We start from the raw sequence: 20,463 nt of genomic DNA on the forward strand, positions 1-20,463 counted from the left end.
TTGGATAGTATTGTATTAGTTGATAATTTCCACCTCCTTTCCATTTACTTTAAATTCAACCCCGCTTAAAAGCGTGAGGTCTTTCAAAAAATCCGTTAGTAATACGTTATTGGGAAATGTTCCTCCTATTTTTTTATGTCCTATAGGAGACTTTGATACGACTGAAATATTGTACCATCGAGAAACTGTTTTCATCACGTCAACAAGTTCCATATTATCAAACACGAAATATCCATCTTTCCAAGACAGTAACTTTTCTGAATCAAATATTCGCAGTTGAATTTCCTTACGATTTTTATTGGCAATAACCTGAAAACCTGGAGTCAATTTAATGTGTTGAGCATCCATGCAAAAATCCACATGCCCCTCCACCAGGGAGGTTTTCACGATAGGCTCATCTCCAAAGGCCTGTACATTAAATTTTGTACCTGTTACCTTTACCTCAGTTCCGGAAGCGATGACTTTAAACGGACGTTTCTTGCTAGCAAAAACTTCAAAATATCCTTCACCAGCTAAATCAACAATTCGCATTGCTTGTTGATTAAATGACATTGGAAGTTTTAATGTTGTTCCCGCATTTAACCAGACATTTGTTCCATCTTCCAATCGGAGTTTACATTGCCGCTGCGCAGGTACTTTGATCGTTAGAAGATCAGTGATTTTTAAATTCGTTGAACTTTTATAATTCAATTTTTGTTTAATATCACTGATGGAAGCCGCTGCACCAAGTTCGTGTTTTTCACCATTTGGCATGATGAGCAGCACCTCTTCACTGGCATATTGTTTTGCGCTAACGAGCTGGTAGTAGCTGCTTGGAGACCTTTGTAAAAAATAGAGATATAGAACAATAGAAACACAGATCAGACAGGCCGCAGCGATCCCTATCCATTGAACATTGATTTTTCTAACCTTTGTAGGTTTGTATCTCGCTACAATGCTAGCCCTGATCCGACTTTCCATCGCATCCCGATGGGCATTGTCCTTCCAGTCCCATGGTTTCCCCAAGGGATATTTAATAATGAGATGTTCTATTTTCTTTATCTCAGGTGCAGACAGCTTCCCCGCTGCATAATCGGCAAGTATTTTCTTGATTTGCTCCTCGTTATCCATGTCTCTTCTATCAGATTTTTAGGTCTATATAAAAAAGAGCCTTGAGATTGCTTTAGGGCGTAGAAAAAAAATTAAAAAAGTAAATCTGTAATCAAAATTGCGACAAGCAATGGCTGATACTCTTTATCAACCTTTACCCGAAGCACTTTCAACGCATTGTTAATCTGCTTCTTAACAGTTTTATCCGAAATATTTAATTTTTTCGCAATTTCCAAGTGAGATAGGTCATGATTACGGCTGAGAATAAAGATCTCTTTCATTTTTGCCGGAAGTTTATTCACTTCCAGCTCAATCATATTATTTAGTTCCTTAAATACAATCCACTCTTCCAATAACGGAGAAGCTTCATTATATTGACTGGCATAAAAATCGCGGTAATTATCATTAATAAGTTTCCGTCTCAATTTTTTAAATGCCAAATTTCGACTCATGATAAAAAGAAAAGATTTAACCGATTTGATTTCGGGAATCTTTTCTTTCATTTCAAGAAGATCCAGAAATGTTTGCTGCACCACATCCGCAGCTTCATCTTCATCCAAAAGAATGCGCATCATTTGTTTGAACAGACTTTCCCAATAATCGTGATAGAGTGCTGAGATATCAAATTCAACAGTTGAATTAGCGTTATCAAAGATGGTAGATCGTCGCATACAGCGGATGAAATTTTTATCGGTTACAGCACAATCTTAACAAACAAAATTTTCATTTCAAAATCAATTTTCATATTCCTGAAGATCTTAGCCCTATCCTTCGTTGATGCATCTTCCAAAAGCACAACTCAATACCCTCTATATTATTTTCCCAAATTCAGCATCTCTCCTTTCATCCGCGTATTGTATCGTACAATTACTTCTGGCTTATCATCGCCATTACTGTCACAAGAAAATGCTACTGCGGAACCACCTTTTGGCAGCATGGCAGTCCCTTGTACAGTCAGATCAGCAATGAAACCATAATTTTTGTCTGTCAATAGTGCTTTTCCTTTATGGTCCAATAGGATATATTGGTCCTTTTCTAATTTCCCTAAGATTTTAACAATCCCTTTATCGGTTTTAAAAGATGGATTTTCGATGATACCGTCACCTTCTACTTTTATCCGTAAGGCAAATGAGCTCTCTTCCGGAGACTCCCAAGACCAGTCTGCTCCACCAGGTTGTCCCGGCTGCATCGAAGATAGGTCGCAATGGAACCTTTTAGACACATATAAAGGATACAACATGAATTTGGTCTCATCTATCTTTTCCAAATGCCATTCGGTCTTTGGATCCTTCAACCTGAGCTTTTGTTCGGCTGTAAATACATCGGCAAGCCGCAATTGATCCCAATTTTTCATACTTTCCAGAAGCTGATCGATCTGTCCATGTTGCTGTAAAGTCTTCATATCAATACTCATGGCATATCCAGAATCAAAACCTGCAGATTCGGAGAGTGCCCATTCGAGATCTTCTAGGGAAGTAGCTTCAAATTTACGATCTGCCAAACGCACCAAAAACCAGCCAAGCATGCGCGGAAACAGATTCCGCTGAAAGTAAGCCTGATTCTTGATCCGATTTTCCACCTGTCCTGCACGCATCTCCTCACCCCAGGGCTCACCCCAGTTCATCCGGGTGTGAATATGCCATAGATAATGATCGAGACGACTAGCATCATTGATGATATCCGTCTTATTCGCAAGGCCTTGATAAAAATCAGAAACGAATTTGCCCGTTGCATAGTAATCCTGTCCTGTATACATACAGCCTTCAAGACCATCAAATGAGATCTGTTTCACCCCTGTTTTATTAAAAATGGTCGCTAATCTGTTGGCGTACTCGTCCTGAAGTGTTAAATCCGGGAATAAAGTCTTATAGGGATAGTCCCACAATTTATAAACGACTTTGCCGACATCATGACTTGCCTTATGGGTACCGAAAGCACCACGTACGCAATTTGTCAATACCCATTGTTCACCTTTCTTTTCGGCCTTAGCATAGGTTATCAATTCGTCTTCGATCTGGAGTGTATTGAGTGTCAAAGGCAGCGAAAATAACTCACTATGCTGAACTATAATCTGCTGTTGGCTATCATCCAATGCAGCCGTAAGCTTTAATTCGCCTTGTTTAAGCAAATGCTTACTTGGGACTGGTGTCACATAAGGATCGTTGGTTGTCGTAAAATTAGAAAGTGTGTGTATACCGATATGGATTCCCTGCTGTGCAGCCCTATCGACTAATTTCTTCATACCTGCATCGGATTCTGTGCTCAATTCTTTGCGCCATTCAAAATGCCCCCAGTTCAGGAAGGGATCAGGATGGTAGAGATTTTTAAATCCCGCACGTTTTGTTTTTTCCAGTGCAAAATCCAGATTGGCCGCAGAGAAATTGGTGATCAGATAGGAGCCCATAGCATTACGGGATACCTTAGCCCATTCACCTGCAATCATTGGATGGGGCAAGCCCTGCTCCACTTCAACTTTTCCTATCCGTGACAATATCTGATTTTTTTTATCTCCGAAAAGTGCAACTTTGGCCCCTGCAATTAAGCCATCGGCGCCTTCAACAGGCAAAGTCACCATATGATTTAGGCCCTTGACATTTTGCACTTCCTTGGCACTTCGATTCCTGGCAGATAGCTGAAAAACAGCTCCGTTACCAGCATCTACTGCTGCAAAATGACCAAAAGAAATACTGGCCACTGAAAGATTGCTGTTCTGTCCTTGGTAGCCAAATTTTGTACTGTATGCCCCAACACAATCTTCTGGAATACCTGCTACAGTTTTAACATGTAATGCCTGCATACCGAAGGCAAGATCCTCCCCTTGGGCCACACCAACCACTTCTCCCACCACTTCATGAAGCTTGATCTTAACCGGCCCAAACACCAACAACTTATAGGCAGGCGATAACTTGAGGACTTCATATGTTATGGCTTCCTTTTGTTGGCCCACCTTCAGTTCCACAGCTTGTCCATCTTCCATCGTGAGCGAAAAGCGATCACCATTGACCTTTAGTGCTTTCGGTTGTATAATTTTATTGTCTTTATAGACAGATACGATCGGGTATTTACCAGCCTCCAAAAGCTCTTTACCAGCTACCTTAATGGAGGTATAGAATCCCTTTTGGTCAACATTAATCTGTGTTAGCGTCGTTTTTAGCTCTTGCGCCATTGCAGGATTGCCAAATCCTGTCATCATCAGGCCAGCTATCAACGTAACATTTTTCAGCGTATCTAATTTATTCATATGTAAGTAATCATCTTTGTGTTTATTTCAATTGGATGAGGCTCCTATAGCAGTCGATTAGTTGTTCGGTATCAGTTCAACATCGAACCTATAATTCACTGTTCCACCAAACCACATGCTAAAGTTTGTTCCCCAAACATTGTTATACAGACAAAAGTGCAGGCCTCCATGTAAATCAGGTTGGTCTGTGGAATAGTTCAACAAATCACGTTTGCCGATTGCCACCAGTAGGGCATCTTTGCTACGGATACGAATTTTACCAGCATCCGTTACAATATCCACGTAGTGATCTAATCCATGCATCTGTCTATTCCCGCCTTCAACAACATCCAGTACGCGGACAGGCTGGCCTACTTTCTCAACGAGCATGTCCACTACTCGTTCTGGATAGAAGCTTAACCAATAGGCTTCCGGGAGACGGTTGGCAGGTTTATCCACCAAAGTATAATTCAGTTCGATATGCTTTGTTTTCTCATTGAAATGATAACTGCTATAGATTTGTTTAGGAAGAACCTGCTGTTCAACTTTCCCCACCCCAGTTAAGGTCAATTGGCCATATAACTCATTTTTGGCTTTATTATAGACTGATTTTTGAAGAGTAGCCACTAAGCTGCGGCTTTCCGCCATATCTGGAGTCAGTCCCGGTTTTCCAAAATCCCGGATTGCCCAATCCACTTTTTGAGTGATATAAGAATCCCTGAAACGTTCAAAATCTACTGTCGAAAAACTCTGATAGCTGAGCTCTCCCATTTTCATCCGAAAACCTTTTTTATTGAGTTGGAACGATCCGTCTTTTGAAAATTGCTGTGACGCATCCACGCCTTCAAAAGTAGGTTTAGGGACTAATGCCAATTGCCGTAAAACATTTTCGGCCTCTGCACGCAGGTCTTTAGGCAGATATTGCAACGATTGATTGATATGGGCTTCCTTTTCGGCCCATGATGCTTGCATCTTTTTAAACGCTGGTAAATTCAAGGCGGCTTGAAAATCAGTAAAACGATAAGTATCCCAATGTTGAAGATGTGTCTTTACATCCAATCCCCAGGTATGTTCTGCGACCAACCCCAATTTAATCGCGAATCGAATAGCAGCATCGCTATTTGGATTGATACGTCCATCTTTCACCCAGGTTTCATAACATCTGCCCAATGCCCTAAACCGGGCCATCATCAGGGGAGAACTACCGAAACCATGTATCCAGGTATCACCAATCTCTTGTGTCACCATTGGCAGTTTATCCTTCATGGGGCGCACAACCGCAGCTATATCACTGAGTGTCGAAGCTTGCAGTGTAGCATTGGGATAGCGTTTCTGAATAGAGGCATAGATTTCTTTGACCTGTTGTAGGGTATGTGGTCCGTGGTTATCCCCGGTGAAAGCAATGACCATAGCGGTCTTTCCATCAGGCAATAGCATATCACTACCGTAATCCTTTTGGTACATCAAGGTCACCTCACTTCCGTCAGGGCTTTTCCAGCGACACAACGCCGGGACGTTAGGAACTTTACTTGCGGGATTCACACCGACCTGCAAAAAATCTATTCCATTCTTTCGAAGCAAGGGAACAATCCCTCTGGTATGTCCGGGAACATCGGTCATCTTTGCGGCGCTTGTTTGTTTACCATACTTCTGATCCAGCTTCCTGGACAATTGCAACATTGTACCAAACAGGGCTTTGTTGAGGGATTCAGATTCTACGGTGTAGGGAATTGCATTCCATACGATATCTCCGCGACGAATTGCAGCCTCCAATTTTGCTTTATTTTCCGGACTTGCCTGTGCCAGATAGGTCGCAATCAACCAAGAACCTGTGGTCCAGACATACCGCTCTTTGGCTCCGGAATTCCGAAGTTCTTCAGCAACAGCAATGGCTTTGGGAATAAATTCGTTCATATAACGCTGCTCTACCAAAGAACTCAGTTCGGTAAATCCGATATCGAGATGTGTCTTGAAGATCAGGTGTACCTTTTGTACAGCATCATTCGGTGTCTGTCCAACGGCAAAAAAGGTCGTGAGCACAAGGAGACAGGAACAATAAAATTTTCTGCATTTCATGGATAATAGTCGGTTTATCTTTTACCAAATTTCGATTATTTCTTATGAAGACGACCGAACATCGCCTATCCCTAGTCAGGAAATAAGAATAATAGAAAAAAGCAGTCTTTTACCATATTAATTTTAAGGTTTGAACTAGGGATATATGGTATTCAAACGACTTATTATATAGGCTTTAACATCAGAAACATTCCTTGTATAAATCAACATGAAACGTATTAAAATTTTATTCTTTCTATCGGCTTTTTTTTGTCTTTTAAGTGCCAACGCAGTATCTCGTCCGCTGTACAGATTCAGCACGAAATACATGAGCTTAACCATCGACGACCGCGGTTACATTGTTAACATTATAGGAAAAGCCAACAAAAAAGATTACGCGGTAAAGGGACATGCATCCCCACTCCTTACGCTGGACAAAAATGGTAAAATTTTGTTACCCCAGACCGCGGATTATGAGTCCACAAAAGGAATACTAACGTTGAATTATGCCGATTCCTATAGGGCAGCAGTAAAAATTGACCAGCGCGGCGATTACCTAAAATTTCAATTTCAGTCACTGAACACAGGAGCTGAAATTGACAATATCATATGGGGCCCCTATCAGACCAATATTCATAAAACAATCGGAGAAATTATTTCTGTCGCACGGGACGATGAATACGCCGTCGGGATTATGGCGTTGGATGACAACACAACGAGTGGGCCTCCAGTTGCTGGAGATATGGGCCAAGGTTCTTATATCATCCATAGTCCCGACCCTGTTAAATTTCCGATTCCATCTTCATTGAAAGCAGGGCAACGATTTCGCATCGGCGGCGATGGAATTAATGACGTAGCGTTTTACTCACATCCCGAAGAATACTATCGATTTATGAACGGCAATGGTGCTGAATATATACCGGAATATGGAATTTCGCTCACCTTACATGCGCGCAATAGACGTAAAAGACAAACCATCTTCTTCCCACACTTCAATGATTTTCCATCGATAAAAGCACCTCGGCATATGGATGTTGAACCCATTCCCGTTGATTTCAGCACATCCGGAATTGCGTTCTACGCATGTCCTGATACAAAAGGATTGGATGTCATCGAGCAGATTGTACGCAAGGAAGGGCTCCCTTATGTGACACGCAATGGAAAATGGGTTCGTCGGCCAGAGAATTTCAAAGTTGACCTCGCCTGGTTCGGCAAGCATGACAGCTTAGTTTCCTATGCCAATCAACTCAATCTGAAGGCGGTACAGGATGAAGGTTTAGGCGAGTATTATGTTAATCCGGCGGACCGCTGGGCTGGTAAAAAAGTGATCTTAGACGGCAAAAAACAGCCTATTACTGCACTAACAGCACAAACCAATCCGCAAGGGATCGCCTATGGTCTGCATACGCTAACGGAATTTATCCAATCCCATAGCAGCGACGTGCATCCTTATGCCAATGACAGCCTTTGCACCGTACTAAAGACCATATTGGCCGCAAATATTGCCCCTAATGATAGCTCAATTATAGTCAAAGACACCTCCTACCTCAATGAGCATGGTGGTTGGGATGATAATGGTACCAACGTACTAAAAATCGGTAAAGAGCTACTGAAATATAAAGGAGTAACACGAAAAGCGCCTTTTATGCTGACCGGAGTAGAGCGTGGAGCCTTCAAAACCATTGCCACAGCACACCAACAGGGTGATACCGTCGCTAAATTACAAGTGAATTGCTATTCAGGATTTATCCCCGACATGCGACTGCAAGACAAGTATGCTTACTTTTACGCAAAACTGCTTCGCGATGGGGGCATGAACTATATCGACTTTGATGGTTTTGAGAGCTTTGTCTACACCGGACATGGGCAATATGCCTTCAAACGGTTTATGCGCAAATTGTTCGATGATTTTAAATCTTTGGGAGGAGACTACCTTCAGGTAATGGGCTCCTGTGTGTTTGAAGGCAACTGGCATTACATGACCACCTGCAATATTGGTGGTGGCGACCACATGTTCAATCCCCGTACCAATAAATGGGGCATTGAAGGAAAAGACATCCGGTATTCGTGGGCTTCCAATTATTTTCCGCCGACTTTCGGCATTCAATACCTTAAACCTGACTGGACTGTGCAAATGGTCGAAAACCTACAGGCTAAAGCCATTGCTTGGGATGCGACTTATATGTTTGGGATCAGCGAAGATGTTGTTGAAAAAAATCCCCATAAGAAAGAGATTTTCATCACATTCCGGGCATGGGAAAACGCACGTGAAGCAAACGTTTTTTCTCAAAAGCTTAAACTAGAAATGCAGAAAGAGGAAAACCAATACCATTTGGAGCAGGTTGGTACCAAGGCATGGAAACTCTATTTGATACAAAGCGATGGTAGAAAGCAGTTCGTTCAAACTTTAAGAGGTAAGTTTTAACTGAAATTACAAAAAAATAAGGGCTTGTACAACTGACATGTACAAGCCCTTTTATTATTTTGAAATTTGATTTCTATGAGGCGATATTGAACATATTCAAGCTCACAGAAGATAAACAGTTGCTATTGTAATGGGTCGAAGGTTCCACCCCATTCTTTATTTTGCGGCAACTGATCTGGTTCAATAGAAATCTGTGCTGGGTTTAGCGAATTGAACCAATGATTGAGACTAAGCTTATAGGATTGATTCGTAGAGCCCGTTTTATCCAAGTTTTGGATAAGGACGGCTGAGAACTTCGCTCGCACAGCAGCGGTCATAATGTTATCAGTGTTACCAGGTAGTGCCTCACCTTTATTTAACATCAATAATAGTCCTTTTCTCGTATTCTGAGCATTCAAAATATCATAACGTTTCCATCTTCTCAAGTCACTGTATCTAAACCCCTCAAAGGCAAGTTCGACTTGACGTTCATTGATGATTACGTTACGGAGGTCGACTTGCCCAATCGCACTGATTCCATAATTTGCGGCCGATCCGGGAGCAATTCCTGCCCGCTTACGAATAGCATACAATGCGTTTAGAGCTTCATTACTACGCCCTGTCTCGTTTGCCGTTTCAGCAAGATTTAAAAGGAGCTCCGCATAGCGCATTGGTGAAAACCAGCTTTTCGCATTAGCGGCTACTCCAACAAGAGCATTTCTATCCAATAAAGTATCTAAGCCTTTGCGTTGAAAAAATCCCGTTACACCATTTTCATCCCCATTTTGAACCAATGGTGAAATTCCTGAAAACATATTTACATCTCTAGCCGGGAGCACGGTATTGGGCGTTGCAGTCGCCTTCCAGGTCCAGGCTTGCCAATACGTACGCGACCTAGGCGCGGTCATACCAAGCACATTAACATCAGGAGTTGGATATACCGTACCCCCACACCAAATAGTCGCATAAAATCGATCGTCGCGATTGGTATAAAAATCTGTTAAAAATTGCTTATTATAGGCAGGATCTGACAATTGATTTTGATCAAATTGCATTGGGCTACCATCTCTTTTGGGATAAGCAATCAACAGCGGTAATATAGGTTGATCGTTATTTGTACTTCCATTCGTAAATGAGATAGGTCTAATTGGAGCAAAATTCATGTAGTTATCCGGGTAATAATACTGTTTGGTCATAATCTGTTCTTTGTTTCGTGAATACCAGATTAACCTATAATTTTCAAACAAGCCAAACCCTCCGGCATCTGCCGCCTGTACTGCCGCCTTAGCCGCGTTATAGGCGTTGGTCCATCTACCTTGATCATTTGTCGCATTAAATAATGGGCTAGCATACCATAAAAGGATTCTTGCTTTAAGACCTAACGCTGCAGCACGATTAATTCTACCATAGTCGGCACCACTATAATTTGGAGGTAGGGCAATAGCAGCCTCATCCAAATCCTTTATTATCTGTGCGACACATTCAGAGGTCTTACTACGTGGAACTCGCAGTGAATTGATATCACTTCCATCCTGTGTGTGTAAGATCAACGGTACTCCTCCAATTGAACTGACCATATCCCAGTATTTCCAGGCACGCCAAAATTTAGCTTCGCCAATAAGCCTACTTTTGGTGCTCCCACTGATTACGGTCTCCGGTAGATCCACTAATTGATCCATAAAATAATTCGCTTTGTCAATATATGTATAATCCAATCTTGTAAAATTGGTTGCAACATCGACAATTCCTTGTTGAAAACTACCGAGATTACCTCCAGACCCATTGATACCTTCATCTGCGCCCGCACCACTTCCAAGAGGCCAATTTGGCATAAGGCCGCCATATATATCGTTCAAGTAAGCCTTGATCAATACCGAATCTGTCCAGACATTTTTTGGATTTATAGCACCCGTATTCTCATAGTCCAGTCCTTTTGTACAAGATGAAGCTCCTAATACAGTAAGTAGAACCCCAGAAAAAGCCAACTTAAATTTATTTATATATTTCATTTTAATTTCCTTTAATGTTAAGATTTAGAATGTTACACTGACCCCAGCATTGAATGATTTAACAATCGGGAATGAAGTCCCCCCATCCATCTCAGGATCATAGAATTTCTTATTGAATTTACTGATCACGAATAGGTTAGAACCCGACACATAAAACCGGATTTTATCCGCGTACTTTTTATACCAATGTTGTGGAAGGTTGTAGGCAATATTCAAAAATTTCAAACGGACAAAACTGGCATCAGCCAACCAAAAATTACTTCCACTTGTGTTAACAGTCCTTACATCATCATTTGCACTATAGCGATAGGGCAACCAAGCGCCAGTATTTTCAGGACTCCAAGATTCATTCGCCCAAGGACGCCACATCCTGTTCCATTCTACACCGCCACTCAAATTATTAAACGACTTTTTATACCCCAATGAGCCGTTAAAGTTGGCTGTAATACTTAAGCCTTTCCAATCCGCGCCTAGGTTTAGTCCAAAGACTTTAGGATTATTGCTTTTATTCAATACCGTGATATCATTCTCATTAATGGTATTATCACCATTAAAATCTTTGTAGGCAAATTGTCCAGGTTTAGGCGCATTACCCTTAAAATTATATCCTGGATGAGCAGCCAACAACGCGTCAACATCGGCCTGTGTCCGAAGCATGTGATCTACCGTATAACCTGTAATCATATTTGCCGACCGACCGTTACCGATCAAATTCTGATAGTCATAAGTTATATTTAAGTCTCGTATTGTATACCATGAATCACCATACGTAAAGTTTAAACCAACATTATAATTCAAATCTCCTGTCCTGTTAAAATAGTTTAAACTAAGGTCTACACCATTCGCTTTCATTTCTCCATAATTGACTGATGGTAGCGGTCGGCTGAATGTTGGTGGAGTAGACTGGATTCTCGTGCTTAAAATATCATAGGTACGCGTAGCCCAATATTCAGCTGTAGCATTGAAATGTTTCAAGAAACTAATATCAACACCGAAATTTTTGTTCAGATATTTTTCCCAGGTAATATCTACATTTGGCAGAACATCATATCTTATGCCTGGATTAAGTGTCGGAGTTTCACCGAAAAAAGCACTGTTTCCAGTTACATATTTATCTTCATATTGCCAACGTTTGGCATTTGCATCATCCCTTCCTCCATTTGGATCAATTGCGACGAAATCATTACCTGTCAACCCGACTGATGCTCTTACTTTCAACGATTCAATGCCATTTACATGACTAAAGAAATTTTCTTTAGAAATCACCCAAGCTGCAGAAACAGAAGGGAAAAATCCCCAGCGTTTATCTTTTGGAAAATTGGCCGATCCATCATAACGATAGGCAAAATTAGCGACATATTTATCTGCATAATCGTAGGCAAATTGTCCGATATAGGATTTACGTCCCACTGTCGGCAGAAAGCCATACGTGTTACTAATGCTCTTGGTAGGAGTACCATTTACAACTCCCGATCCCCCTGTAGAAGCCCACCATTGATCCGTCATATAGATTGGAAAACCATTGATGCTTGCATTTATACCATCATAGCTTCTTTCCTGACGTTCGTAAACCAAAGCCGCATTCACATGATGTTTCCCAAAATCTCTTTCAAAATTCAGTTGCAAATTTGTCTGTTCCTCTTGATTCCAGGAAGCTAGTTTCTGTATACTTGGTGTGTGATAAGTAAGACGCTGCCCTACGATGGTATTCAAATCCCATATGACAGGTTCTATCTGTGCTAATTGGTAATATGTAAAAGGGTGTGAATATATTTTCTGATTGCTGTTGTTGAAGGTTTTGATGTATCCTACTTTAGCACTTAAGCCTTCAAGAAATGGCATTTTATAGGTTAGATTCAAATTTGCTATCGCTTTCAAACTTTCCGATCTATTGTAGCCGGAGAGACCCTGTGCTTCACCAGATTTATTGGAAATCCAGAAATAATCTACAGGCAAACCGCTTGCCGTGAAGGAAGGCATATAAGGTTGCCATAGTAACAATTTAGGAAACATATCTCCAGACCAGTCGCCTTCAGGCGCATTAAATTTATTATTGTTTAAGCTTAAGCCTGCAAACACAGACAGGTTTTTGGTTAAATTTCCGGTGATATTACTTCTAACATTGTATTTTTTTTCGTTCGTGTTCTTGATAAAAGTTTCTTGATTTACATAAGAAGCTCCGATAAAATATTGGAGTTTGTCAGTACCGCCTGTCGCGCTTAAGTTATGCGTGGTGGTAGAAGGATTTACATAGACATCTTTTAAGTGGTCAAAACCATATCCCACACCGCCACCAAAATCTGTATCTTTAAAATAAGCTTTTGCAGTTTCAGTCCAAGGCGTATTTGCTGGTCCCCCTGCCTCGCCCCAGATTCTGTTTTGGATCTGTCCCCACTCCATAATATTGGTTAGTTCCATATTTTTCCCACGGACATCCTTTCCCGTATTGACAGAATAATTGATAGCTACTCGTCCAGCTTTACCACGCTTGGTCGTAACCAAGACAACCCCTGCACCTGCACGGGCACCGTATGCTGCTGTTGTGGCAGCATCTTTTAAAATAGAGATTTCTTCAATTTCATTGGGACTTAGATTATTGAACTCAGCGGCATCAATGGTTACTTTCCCATCAATAACGTAAAGTGTTGGTGAAGCGTTCCATGAACTTGCAGTTCTAATTTTGATGTTCGGTTGTTCTCCAGGCTTACCACTCGGTGTTGATACATATAAACCGGCCATACGCCCCGCCAATAAATTTCCAACTGATGTCGTTGGAATCTCCGCATCTGTTTCCTTAAATTTAACAGAAGCCACCGATCCTGACAGAAGTCCTTTCTTTTGGGTTGTGTAACCAACAACTACCGTCTCATTTAACTCAATAGTAGATGCAACCATTTCAATAACAACACCTTGTTTAGCGGTTGTAATCAACTCTTTATAGCCGAGCATGGTTGTTTTGAGATTCGAACCATCCTTTACAGCAATGGTAAACTTACCACTAGCATCAGTTTTAACCGAATTATTACCCTTCCCAACATGGGTAATAGTAGCACCAACAAGGGGAACTTTTGATTGGCAATCGACTACCGTACCCGATATTTTACTTTGAGAAAAAACAAGGTAGGACTGCAGTAACATGAAGACAATTCCGAGCAACCGCAGATGCTTTTTGAAGATTTCTTTCATAATTTTTAGTTTTTGGTTTAAAGGAGCATATTTATAAGATGTCCATCACAAGCAAAGAAAGGCTGATTCTCTTTTCTAAACCACGCTAATCTTATCAAAGACCTATGTTATTTTTACTTATGATAGCGCATATTACAGTCGGATTTTTGCCGCTATTGCAAAAAACGCCCGCCACACATTGAAGTGGGCGGGCGATCCTTTTAAACTACCTACCTAATATGATCATCTTTTTATTTTCCTTTCACTGTCCAGCCGTAATCAATGTATTCCCATTTAAACTGGTCGCCGTTGATATCAACCTTTAAATATCCTTCCTGAGTACCGTTGAAGGCTCCGCCCCACCAACTCGCACAGATCGCTCCTGCAGTAATGAATTGTACACCTTTCACCTTGATTTCTTCATAGAGATGCTGGTGTCCTTGCAAAACAAGCTTCAGATTGTGACCTGTAAATAGATCCAAAATCGCTTTTTGGTTGGTAAATGTATCTGCATCCGTATAGTGTCCATCCAATACAGGATAATACAAAGACAAGAACGGTACGTGTGCAACAACAACAATCGGTTGCGTTTTTGGGGTTTCATCAAGCACCTGTTTCAGCCAGGCCTGCTGCTCATCACTCACACAATACTTGCCATTGCATATTTCCGTAGAATTTAACACAATAAAACGCCAGCCCTTATGTACAAAGCTGTGGTAGCTCTTTCCAAAAACCGATTCGAAAAGTCCAGCTCCATCTTTTCCGTCATAATGCCAGAAACGATCGTGATTGCCAATGGCATAATACCACTTCAATTTGGAAGCATCCACTTGATCCTTATACTTTTGAAACATGCTCTTCGCTAAAGGCAACTGTTCTGCCTTATAAGCGTCTACATCCACATTGTCGCCACCGTTTAGGACGAAGTCTACTTTTTTGCTTTTGGCATTTTGAATTGCTTTATCAAGACCTTCAAAACAATGTGTTTCTGCACTGGTGTTAAGGTGTAAATCGGTAAAAAACGCGAATGAAAATTTCTGTTGAGCATGTACTAAGACTGTTGTAACGAACAGACTTATCGTTAAAAAAAATGATTTCATGTATATTGTATGTTATTTATATGTTACTTCCAACCAAATACCTGTTTAAGATTTGGATTGAGAATGATCTGTTTTGCAGGAACCGGACGATAATAATACATCGGTTCTACAAATCTACGGACATTGACATCTGTTACCATTGTTCCACCATTGACACCATTTTTAAGATAAACACCAGCATTACCACCAAAATTTCCAATGGTATAGTAGACAAGTGGTACGCCAAGTGAATTCTTTTCTCGATCGGTAGGAATGGTCTGTCCATCAGGAATCAATTTGATATCGGCAACGCCATCCCCTGTCATGTCGTAATTACCTACTCCGGGGAAATACATGCCTTCTGGAATACGTTCAAGCAGTTTACCTGCATTCCAGCGCATAAGGTCATCATAACGTGAATTCTCAAAAGCAAACTCCACACGTCGCTCGCGTCTGATTTCAAAAATCACACCCCGGAATGCTCCCTTCACATTCGGGTAATCTGCGGCCAATTTAGGATCAGGGTTCGCATTTGCTACATCCATTTTTAGATCGGGCATCCCTACTCTTCTTCGCAACAGATTAACAGACTTGTCGAGATCAGCTTGTGTCAACGTTCCTAGTTCAGCCTTTGCTTCAGCATACATCAATAGAACCTCAGCGTAACGGTGCACTGGAAAATCAACTCCGTTCATAATAATTTGATCGGATGAATTGACATAGCCTTTCAACTGGTGATAGCCCGAAAAGTTTTTGTTCAGCTTTTGCACATAATTTGATTTATCAGGCTGTCTCAGCCATTGCGGATATACCAACGTTTGCATCAGACGAGGATCACGATTTTCAAATTCCTGAACATACAGTTTCTTATCATAATTAGGAACGTCCGTAAAACGTGAACCATCTTTCATCAAATAAGTCTGTATCAAATCCCGTGAAGGTGACTGTTCATAATCACCAAAAACATAACCGTTAAGCGCCTGTCCCCTATTTTTGTTTTGATCAAAAGCATTCAATAAGATCACTTCTTTATTTTGGGAAAGATCTTGTGATTCAAATAATGCAGCATAGTCTTCGTTCGGCTTTCCGGTAGAATATATACTATATTTATTGGTAGCGATGATTTGTGAAGTTGCTTTCTCTACAATGTCAAAGTAATTCTTCGCCGTTTTGTCCAAATTTAACTCATTGTGATACAACCGATAGGTTCCTTCATGCAATGCAATCTTAGCCTGCATCAACAATACAGCATCTCGACCTGGTGTTCCAAGCGCGACTTGTTCTTTAACATTTTTTGTTGCGAAGTCCAAATCTGCCATGATGCTATCGACAACTAATGTACGAGGCGATTGCCCATCACGTAGAGCTTCGTCACTTGGGGTTAATGTTTTGCTGTACCACGGCACATCCGAATACTGCTTTACCATACCATGGTAAAAAATAGCGCGATAGTAACGTGCCAAACCTGCATAATGGTTTTTAACATCCCCTGCTACATTCGCACGCTGATAGTTTTCTAAGAAGTAGTTTATTGTGCGTAAACGTCCCCAAGACCAATCCCCTCCAGCTGTTTCTGACGTTGGCTCTGTTTTGCTGGTCATCATTGTCTTAAGCGTTACGGCGGCTGTTGTCGCCGCATTATCTGAACTCTGATCTCCCACATAAGTCCAACGATCGTTCATACTCAACATCCCATTGATATACAGCGAAAGATCTTCTTCGGTATTAAAGAAAACCTCAGGTGTGATCGAAGTTTGGGGAAAGCGATCCAGAAAATCTTTCTGGCAAGCCGCCATGGTTAATATAAAACCACCGCTTATAAGTCCTAATATTATTTTTGATTTGACATTCATCTCTGTGTACTGCTAATTGTTAAAAATCTAAGTTTAAACCAACGGAAAACTTACGTTGGAATGGATAAGCCCAGGCACTACCATCGGTTCCATTGTTGATCGCTTCGGGATCCACATATTTTTTGATCTGTGAGAATTCAAATAGATTCTCTCCCGAAAAGAAAATACGCAAACGTTGAATTTTCCATTTTTCCAGCAACTCATGCGGCAAGGTATACCCCAAAGTGACGTTCTTCAAACGCAGATAAGAGCCATTCAACATATACTGTGTATTGGGAATAGCCAATCCTTTTCCGTCATTGACATCGGCCAACCAAGATTGCAATACCGGATAGCGTGCATCATGATTAGCATCCGCCAAGCCAGCATTCAAGTACGCCTGGGAGTGTTTTGCTCGTTCTTCTGGTGTATCACTGGTTTCTCTATAAAAATCCAAATGCCATGGGTATATATTTGCATAAGGTTGCTGATAAGGACCCCAGAACAAATAATGCCGTGGATAGAAATCTCGTTTCAATACACCCTGTAGAAATACCGAAGCGTCAAATCCACCCCAATTCATGTTGAGGTTAAAACCGATACGGTAGCGATCAGCAGAATTACCAATCACCTGAAGATCTTTCAAATTCGTTTCGGTCAACCCTCTTTCAATTTTACCATTTCCGTCGATATCCTTAAATTTTGGCCAACCATTCACAATATTTAAAGCTCCCCAAGGTACTATGCCTGATTCATCCAGTGCTTTGATTTCATCGGCACTTTTAAACAGTCCATCACCCTGCAAGCCATAGATTGTACCGAACTCATATCCATTGAAATATGTCGACAGCAGACGTTCATCGTTTTTGAATTTTGTAATCTTAGCACGGGAATCAGACAAAACAACCTTCGCATCAAAAGAAAAAGGCTTATTGGCTAATTCAAATTGATCCTTATAAGTCACTGAAAGCTCCCAACCCTTTGTACGCAAATCAGCTGCATTCTGCCTTGGTACGCTTGTCCCCAGTACACCTGGAAGCTCCCGTCCGGCGGTCAACATACCGGTTGTATTACGGATGTAATTATCGTAGCCTACAAAAAACTTATCATTGAAGAGCCCCAAATCAGCTCCAAAGTTTAAAGTAGACACATTTTCCCAGGTATATGAGTTTGGATCAATTGTCAGCGGAGGCGCCCCATTCACGACATATTGTTGATTTCCATTAATAAGGTAGCCTGAAAGGCTGGTTCCCATCGTCTGGATATAAGAGAAGTCGCCTACATTTTGATTTCCCAAACTACCGTATGACGCTCTTAACTTTAGATTGGATACTTTCGGTTTTAATGATTCGAAAAAGGATTCATTGCTAACGATCCAAGCCCCTGAAACGGACGGAAAAAATCCCCAGCGACTTGCTTTAGGAAAACGGGAAGAACCGTCGTAACGTCCTGTACCTTCCAAGATATAACGCTCATTAAAAGTATAATTCAATCGTCCAAAATAGCTTCGCGTCGCATAGGAACTATAACCAGCATTGAGTGTCATTTCTCCCGTAGTCAATCCCAAATAAGGTAAAGTAGAAGAAATTAGATTATTTCGGTTGACATAAGTGGATGAATAAATATACTCTTCTTGGTTATACCCCACCATTGCACCAAAATTATGTTTGCCAATTGTTTTGTTGTAATTCGCATATAGATTAAATACCGTATTTTTCATATCGGCTCGGGATTCATTCACATAGCCGGTTCCTCCCTCTTCACGGATATCATTCGGACCAAAACCAATCTTGAATTTTTTAGCATAACCATTGCCTTTGTAGTATTCTCTTTTAACACTTGCATCGCCAGATATTTTTAGATCGCCATTTAAAAATGTGCCTGTCGCATTGAACGTATTTTGGAAACCAAACGTGTCACCATTGCTTTTTCCACCGTCAGATAGACGAGCAGCCAATCGTCCTGCATCCGTATTTGCCCAAGTGCCATCCGGATTTTTCGCAACCTGAATAGGCGTTAAATAATAGATATCGGTTAAACTTGCCGCCGGACTTTCACGATGTGTATTATATAAGCTAGTGTTATTATCCAATTGCAACCATTTGAATGGAGCAATATTTATCCGTCCACGTAGGCCTTTACGTGTCCAATAGTCGGCTGCCAATTTACTTAAACCATTTTCCTTCGTATAGTCGCCGGACAAATAATATTTAAAAGGAAGTTCATTCACCTTCGCTCCACCTGAAAAAGTCAAATTGTAGGACTGCGAATGTGCTGCGTTGTTTAGAAAGTACTTATTCCAATTGTTGTTTCCCATATAAGCCCAACGCTTTGGATCTTTAGGATCTATACGTACATCTTCCAAACTGGGATTATCAGAACGTTCCTTTGCCCACTGGTAGTGTTCATCGCTATAATTGACGTAGTCCCAAGGGGTATTATTTGTCGATAATTCCAAAAGTTTAGAGAAGATATACGGATCAGTGACGGGATCAGGCATTTCAGTTGGTTTTCCCCAAGCCGAATTTGTATTAAAAGAAACGGATTGTTTTCCTAGTTTTCCCGATTTAGTGGTAATCAAAATTACACCATAGGTCGCTCTGGCACCATAAATCGCTGATGAAGCTGCATCACGTAAGACCGTGTAAGATTCAATATCAGTGGGATTTAGGCGAATTAAATCGTTAGCATCAGTAGCTGGAATACCATCAATTACAAACAAAGGTGATCCACCATTAATGGAAGTTGTTCCACGAATATTAATATTTGGGATTCCCCCAGGTGTACCATTACCGTAGGTAATATTTAAGCCAGGGCTTACCCCTTGTAGACCTTGCATCACATTAGAAATAGGCCTAGATTCCAAGACTTTGCCCGATATCTGATCTACTGCACCTGTAAGGTTCTTCTTTTGCTTTGTACCAAACCCAACCACAACAACCTCGTCCAAATTAGCCAAATCCTCCTCTAACTGTACATTCAGTTCTTTCTGCCCTTCATAGGTTAGCTCTATGCTTTTGTAACCGACCGAAGTAAATAGCAACACCTGATTTTTTTTGAGTTTATTCAACTCGTAGGTCCCTTTATTTGAAGTAGACATTACCGAATTCGGTGCACCTTTAATGGAAACTGTCACCCCTCGAATGGGCTCTCCTTTTCGGTCCGTCACCTTACCATGCGTTTCAAGTTCCTGCGCTTGGACCACACCCGCAAGACAAACAGCTCCAACTACCAGCCCGAGCCGATACCTGAAATTGCGATTCCTCCCTAAGGATTGAAATTGTTGTTTTTTCATAAATATTTGTTATTATTAATTGAAGAGCAAAATAAATGTACTAATATTAAATTAATATTAATCAAAGGTTATATATTGGTTTAAATTTAGTTTTTTACAGGTTATATTTGATAGGTCCCACCTCGGGTCTACCGTCCTTCATTGAATAGACGACTGAAGGACTGGCATCCCTAATCCGTTTGTCTATTTTTTTCAATATGTTATGTGATACATAAAAGCGTCCCACGACACTATTCAAAAAAATAGATGAACTATGTGCATTCGTTTCCCAAAAAAGCTGCCCGGTTATGTGTTGAAGACCGATTTATGATGATT

At 41.0% G+C, this 20,463-nt stretch carries 10 protein-coding genes; 1 reads left to right on the forward strand and 9 read right to left on the reverse strand.

Annotated elements, in window-relative coordinates; all coding sequences use genetic code 11:
- Positions 1-15: 15 nt before the first annotated feature.
- The 4 genes from AAH582_RS17275 to AAH582_RS17290 form a co-directional block, all read right to left on the reverse strand.
- Positions 16-1,110 (reverse strand): FecR family protein, encoded by a 1,095-nt coding sequence (locus AAH582_RS17275; RefSeq protein WP_343319073.1) that lies wholly within the window; start codon positions 1,108-1,110, stop codon positions 16-18.
- Positions 1,111-1,181: 71 nt separating this feature from the next.
- Complete coding sequence (locus tag AAH582_RS17280; protein ID WP_046675326.1) at positions 1,182-1,760, reverse strand: RNA polymerase sigma-70 factor; 579 nt, start codon at positions 1,758-1,760, stop codon at positions 1,182-1,184.
- Positions 1,761-1,903: 143 nt separating this feature from the next.
- On the reverse strand, positions 1,904-4,330 hold the full coding sequence (locus AAH582_RS17285; protein WP_343319076.1) for a hypothetical protein: 2,427 nt from the start codon (positions 4,328-4,330) through the stop codon (positions 1,904-1,906).
- Positions 4,331-4,387: 57 nt separating this feature from the next.
- Positions 4,388-6,385 (reverse strand): DUF5054 domain-containing protein, encoded by a 1,998-nt coding sequence (locus AAH582_RS17290; protein WP_343319078.1) that lies wholly within the window; start codon positions 6,383-6,385, stop codon positions 4,388-4,390.
- Between the two features lie 208 nt (positions 6,386-6,593).
- On the opposite strand from AAH582_RS17290, the gene AAH582_RS17295 reads away from it, so the two are divergent.
- Positions 6,594-8,789: a hypothetical protein gene (locus AAH582_RS17295; protein WP_343319080.1), complete on the forward strand. Its 2,196-nt coding sequence runs from the start codon at positions 6,594-6,596 to the stop codon at positions 8,787-8,789.
- A gap of 122 nt (positions 8,790-8,911) precedes the next feature.
- Here AAH582_RS17295 and AAH582_RS17300 read toward each other — a convergent pair whose 3' ends face one another.
- The 5 genes from AAH582_RS17300 to AAH582_RS17320 form a co-directional block, all read right to left on the reverse strand.
- Positions 8,912-10,777, reverse strand: coding sequence for a RagB/SusD family nutrient uptake outer membrane protein (locus tag AAH582_RS17300; protein ID WP_343319082.1), 1,866 nt, complete (start codon positions 10,775-10,777; stop codon positions 8,912-8,914).
- 24 nt (positions 10,778-10,801) lie between these two features.
- A complete protein-coding gene (locus AAH582_RS17305; protein ID WP_343319084.1) occupies positions 10,802-13,963 on the reverse strand; it encodes a SusC/RagA family TonB-linked outer membrane protein in 3,162 nt (1,053 codons plus the stop codon).
- A 230-nt stretch (positions 13,964-14,193) separates the two neighbouring features.
- Positions 14,194-15,042 carry a metallophosphoesterase family protein gene (locus AAH582_RS17310; RefSeq protein ID WP_046675323.1) on the reverse strand — a complete coding sequence of 283 codons (849 nt, stop codon included), beginning with the start codon at positions 15,040-15,042 and terminating at the stop codon, positions 14,194-14,196.
- Positions 15,043-15,065: 23 nt separating this feature from the next.
- The gene (locus AAH582_RS17315) at positions 15,066-16,874 is read right to left on the reverse strand and encodes a RagB/SusD family nutrient uptake outer membrane protein (protein WP_343319086.1); all 1,809 of its coding nucleotides are present in this window, start codon (positions 16,872-16,874) and stop codon (positions 15,066-15,068) included.
- Between the two features lie 19 nt (positions 16,875-16,893).
- Positions 16,894-20,148 (reverse strand): SusC/RagA family TonB-linked outer membrane protein, encoded by a 3,255-nt coding sequence (locus tag AAH582_RS17320; protein ID WP_343319088.1) that lies wholly within the window; start codon positions 20,146-20,148, stop codon positions 16,894-16,896.
- Between the last annotated feature and the right edge of the window lie 315 nt (positions 20,149-20,463).

The sequence above is a fragment of the Sphingobacterium multivorum genome, from assembly GCF_039511225.1.
GTDB lineage: Bacteria > Bacteroidota > Bacteroidia > Sphingobacteriales > Sphingobacteriaceae > Sphingobacterium.

What these genes read in the sequence shown, in the direction of transcription:
- AAH582_RS17275 (WP_343319073.1), bottom strand. Translation starts at nt 1,110, where the DNA reads ATGGATAACGAGGAGCAAATCAAGAAAATACTTGCCGATTATGCAGCG.
- AAH582_RS17280 (WP_046675326.1), bottom strand. Translation starts at nt 1,760, where the DNA reads ATGCGACGATCTACCATCTTTGATAACGCTAATTCAACTGTTGAATTT.
- AAH582_RS17285 (WP_343319076.1), bottom strand. Translation starts at nt 4,330, where the DNA reads ATGAATAAATTAGATACGCTGAAAAATGTTACGTTGATAGCTGGCCTG.
- AAH582_RS17290 (WP_343319078.1), bottom strand. Translation starts at nt 6,385, where the DNA reads ATGAAATGCAGAAAATTTTATTGTTCCTGTCTCCTTGTGCTCACGACC.
- AAH582_RS17295 (WP_343319080.1), top strand. Translation starts at nt 6,594, where the DNA reads ATGAAACGTATTAAAATTTTATTCTTTCTATCGGCTTTTTTTTGTCTT.
- AAH582_RS17300 (WP_343319082.1), bottom strand. Translation starts at nt 10,777, where the DNA reads ATGAAATATATAAATAAATTTAAGTTGGCTTTTTCTGGGGTTCTACTT.
- AAH582_RS17305 (WP_343319084.1), bottom strand. Translation starts at nt 13,963, where the DNA reads ATGAAAGAAATCTTCAAAAAGCATCTGCGGTTGCTCGGAATTGTCTTC.
- AAH582_RS17310 (WP_046675323.1), bottom strand. Translation starts at nt 15,042, where the DNA reads ATGAAATCATTTTTTTTAACGATAAGTCTGTTCGTTACAACAGTCTTA.
- AAH582_RS17315 (WP_343319086.1), bottom strand. Translation starts at nt 16,874, where the DNA reads ATGAATGTCAAATCAAAAATAATATTAGGACTTATAAGCGGTGGTTTT.
- AAH582_RS17320 (WP_343319088.1), bottom strand. Translation starts at nt 20,148, where the DNA reads ATGAAAAAACAACAATTTCAATCCTTAGGGAGGAATCGCAATTTCAGG.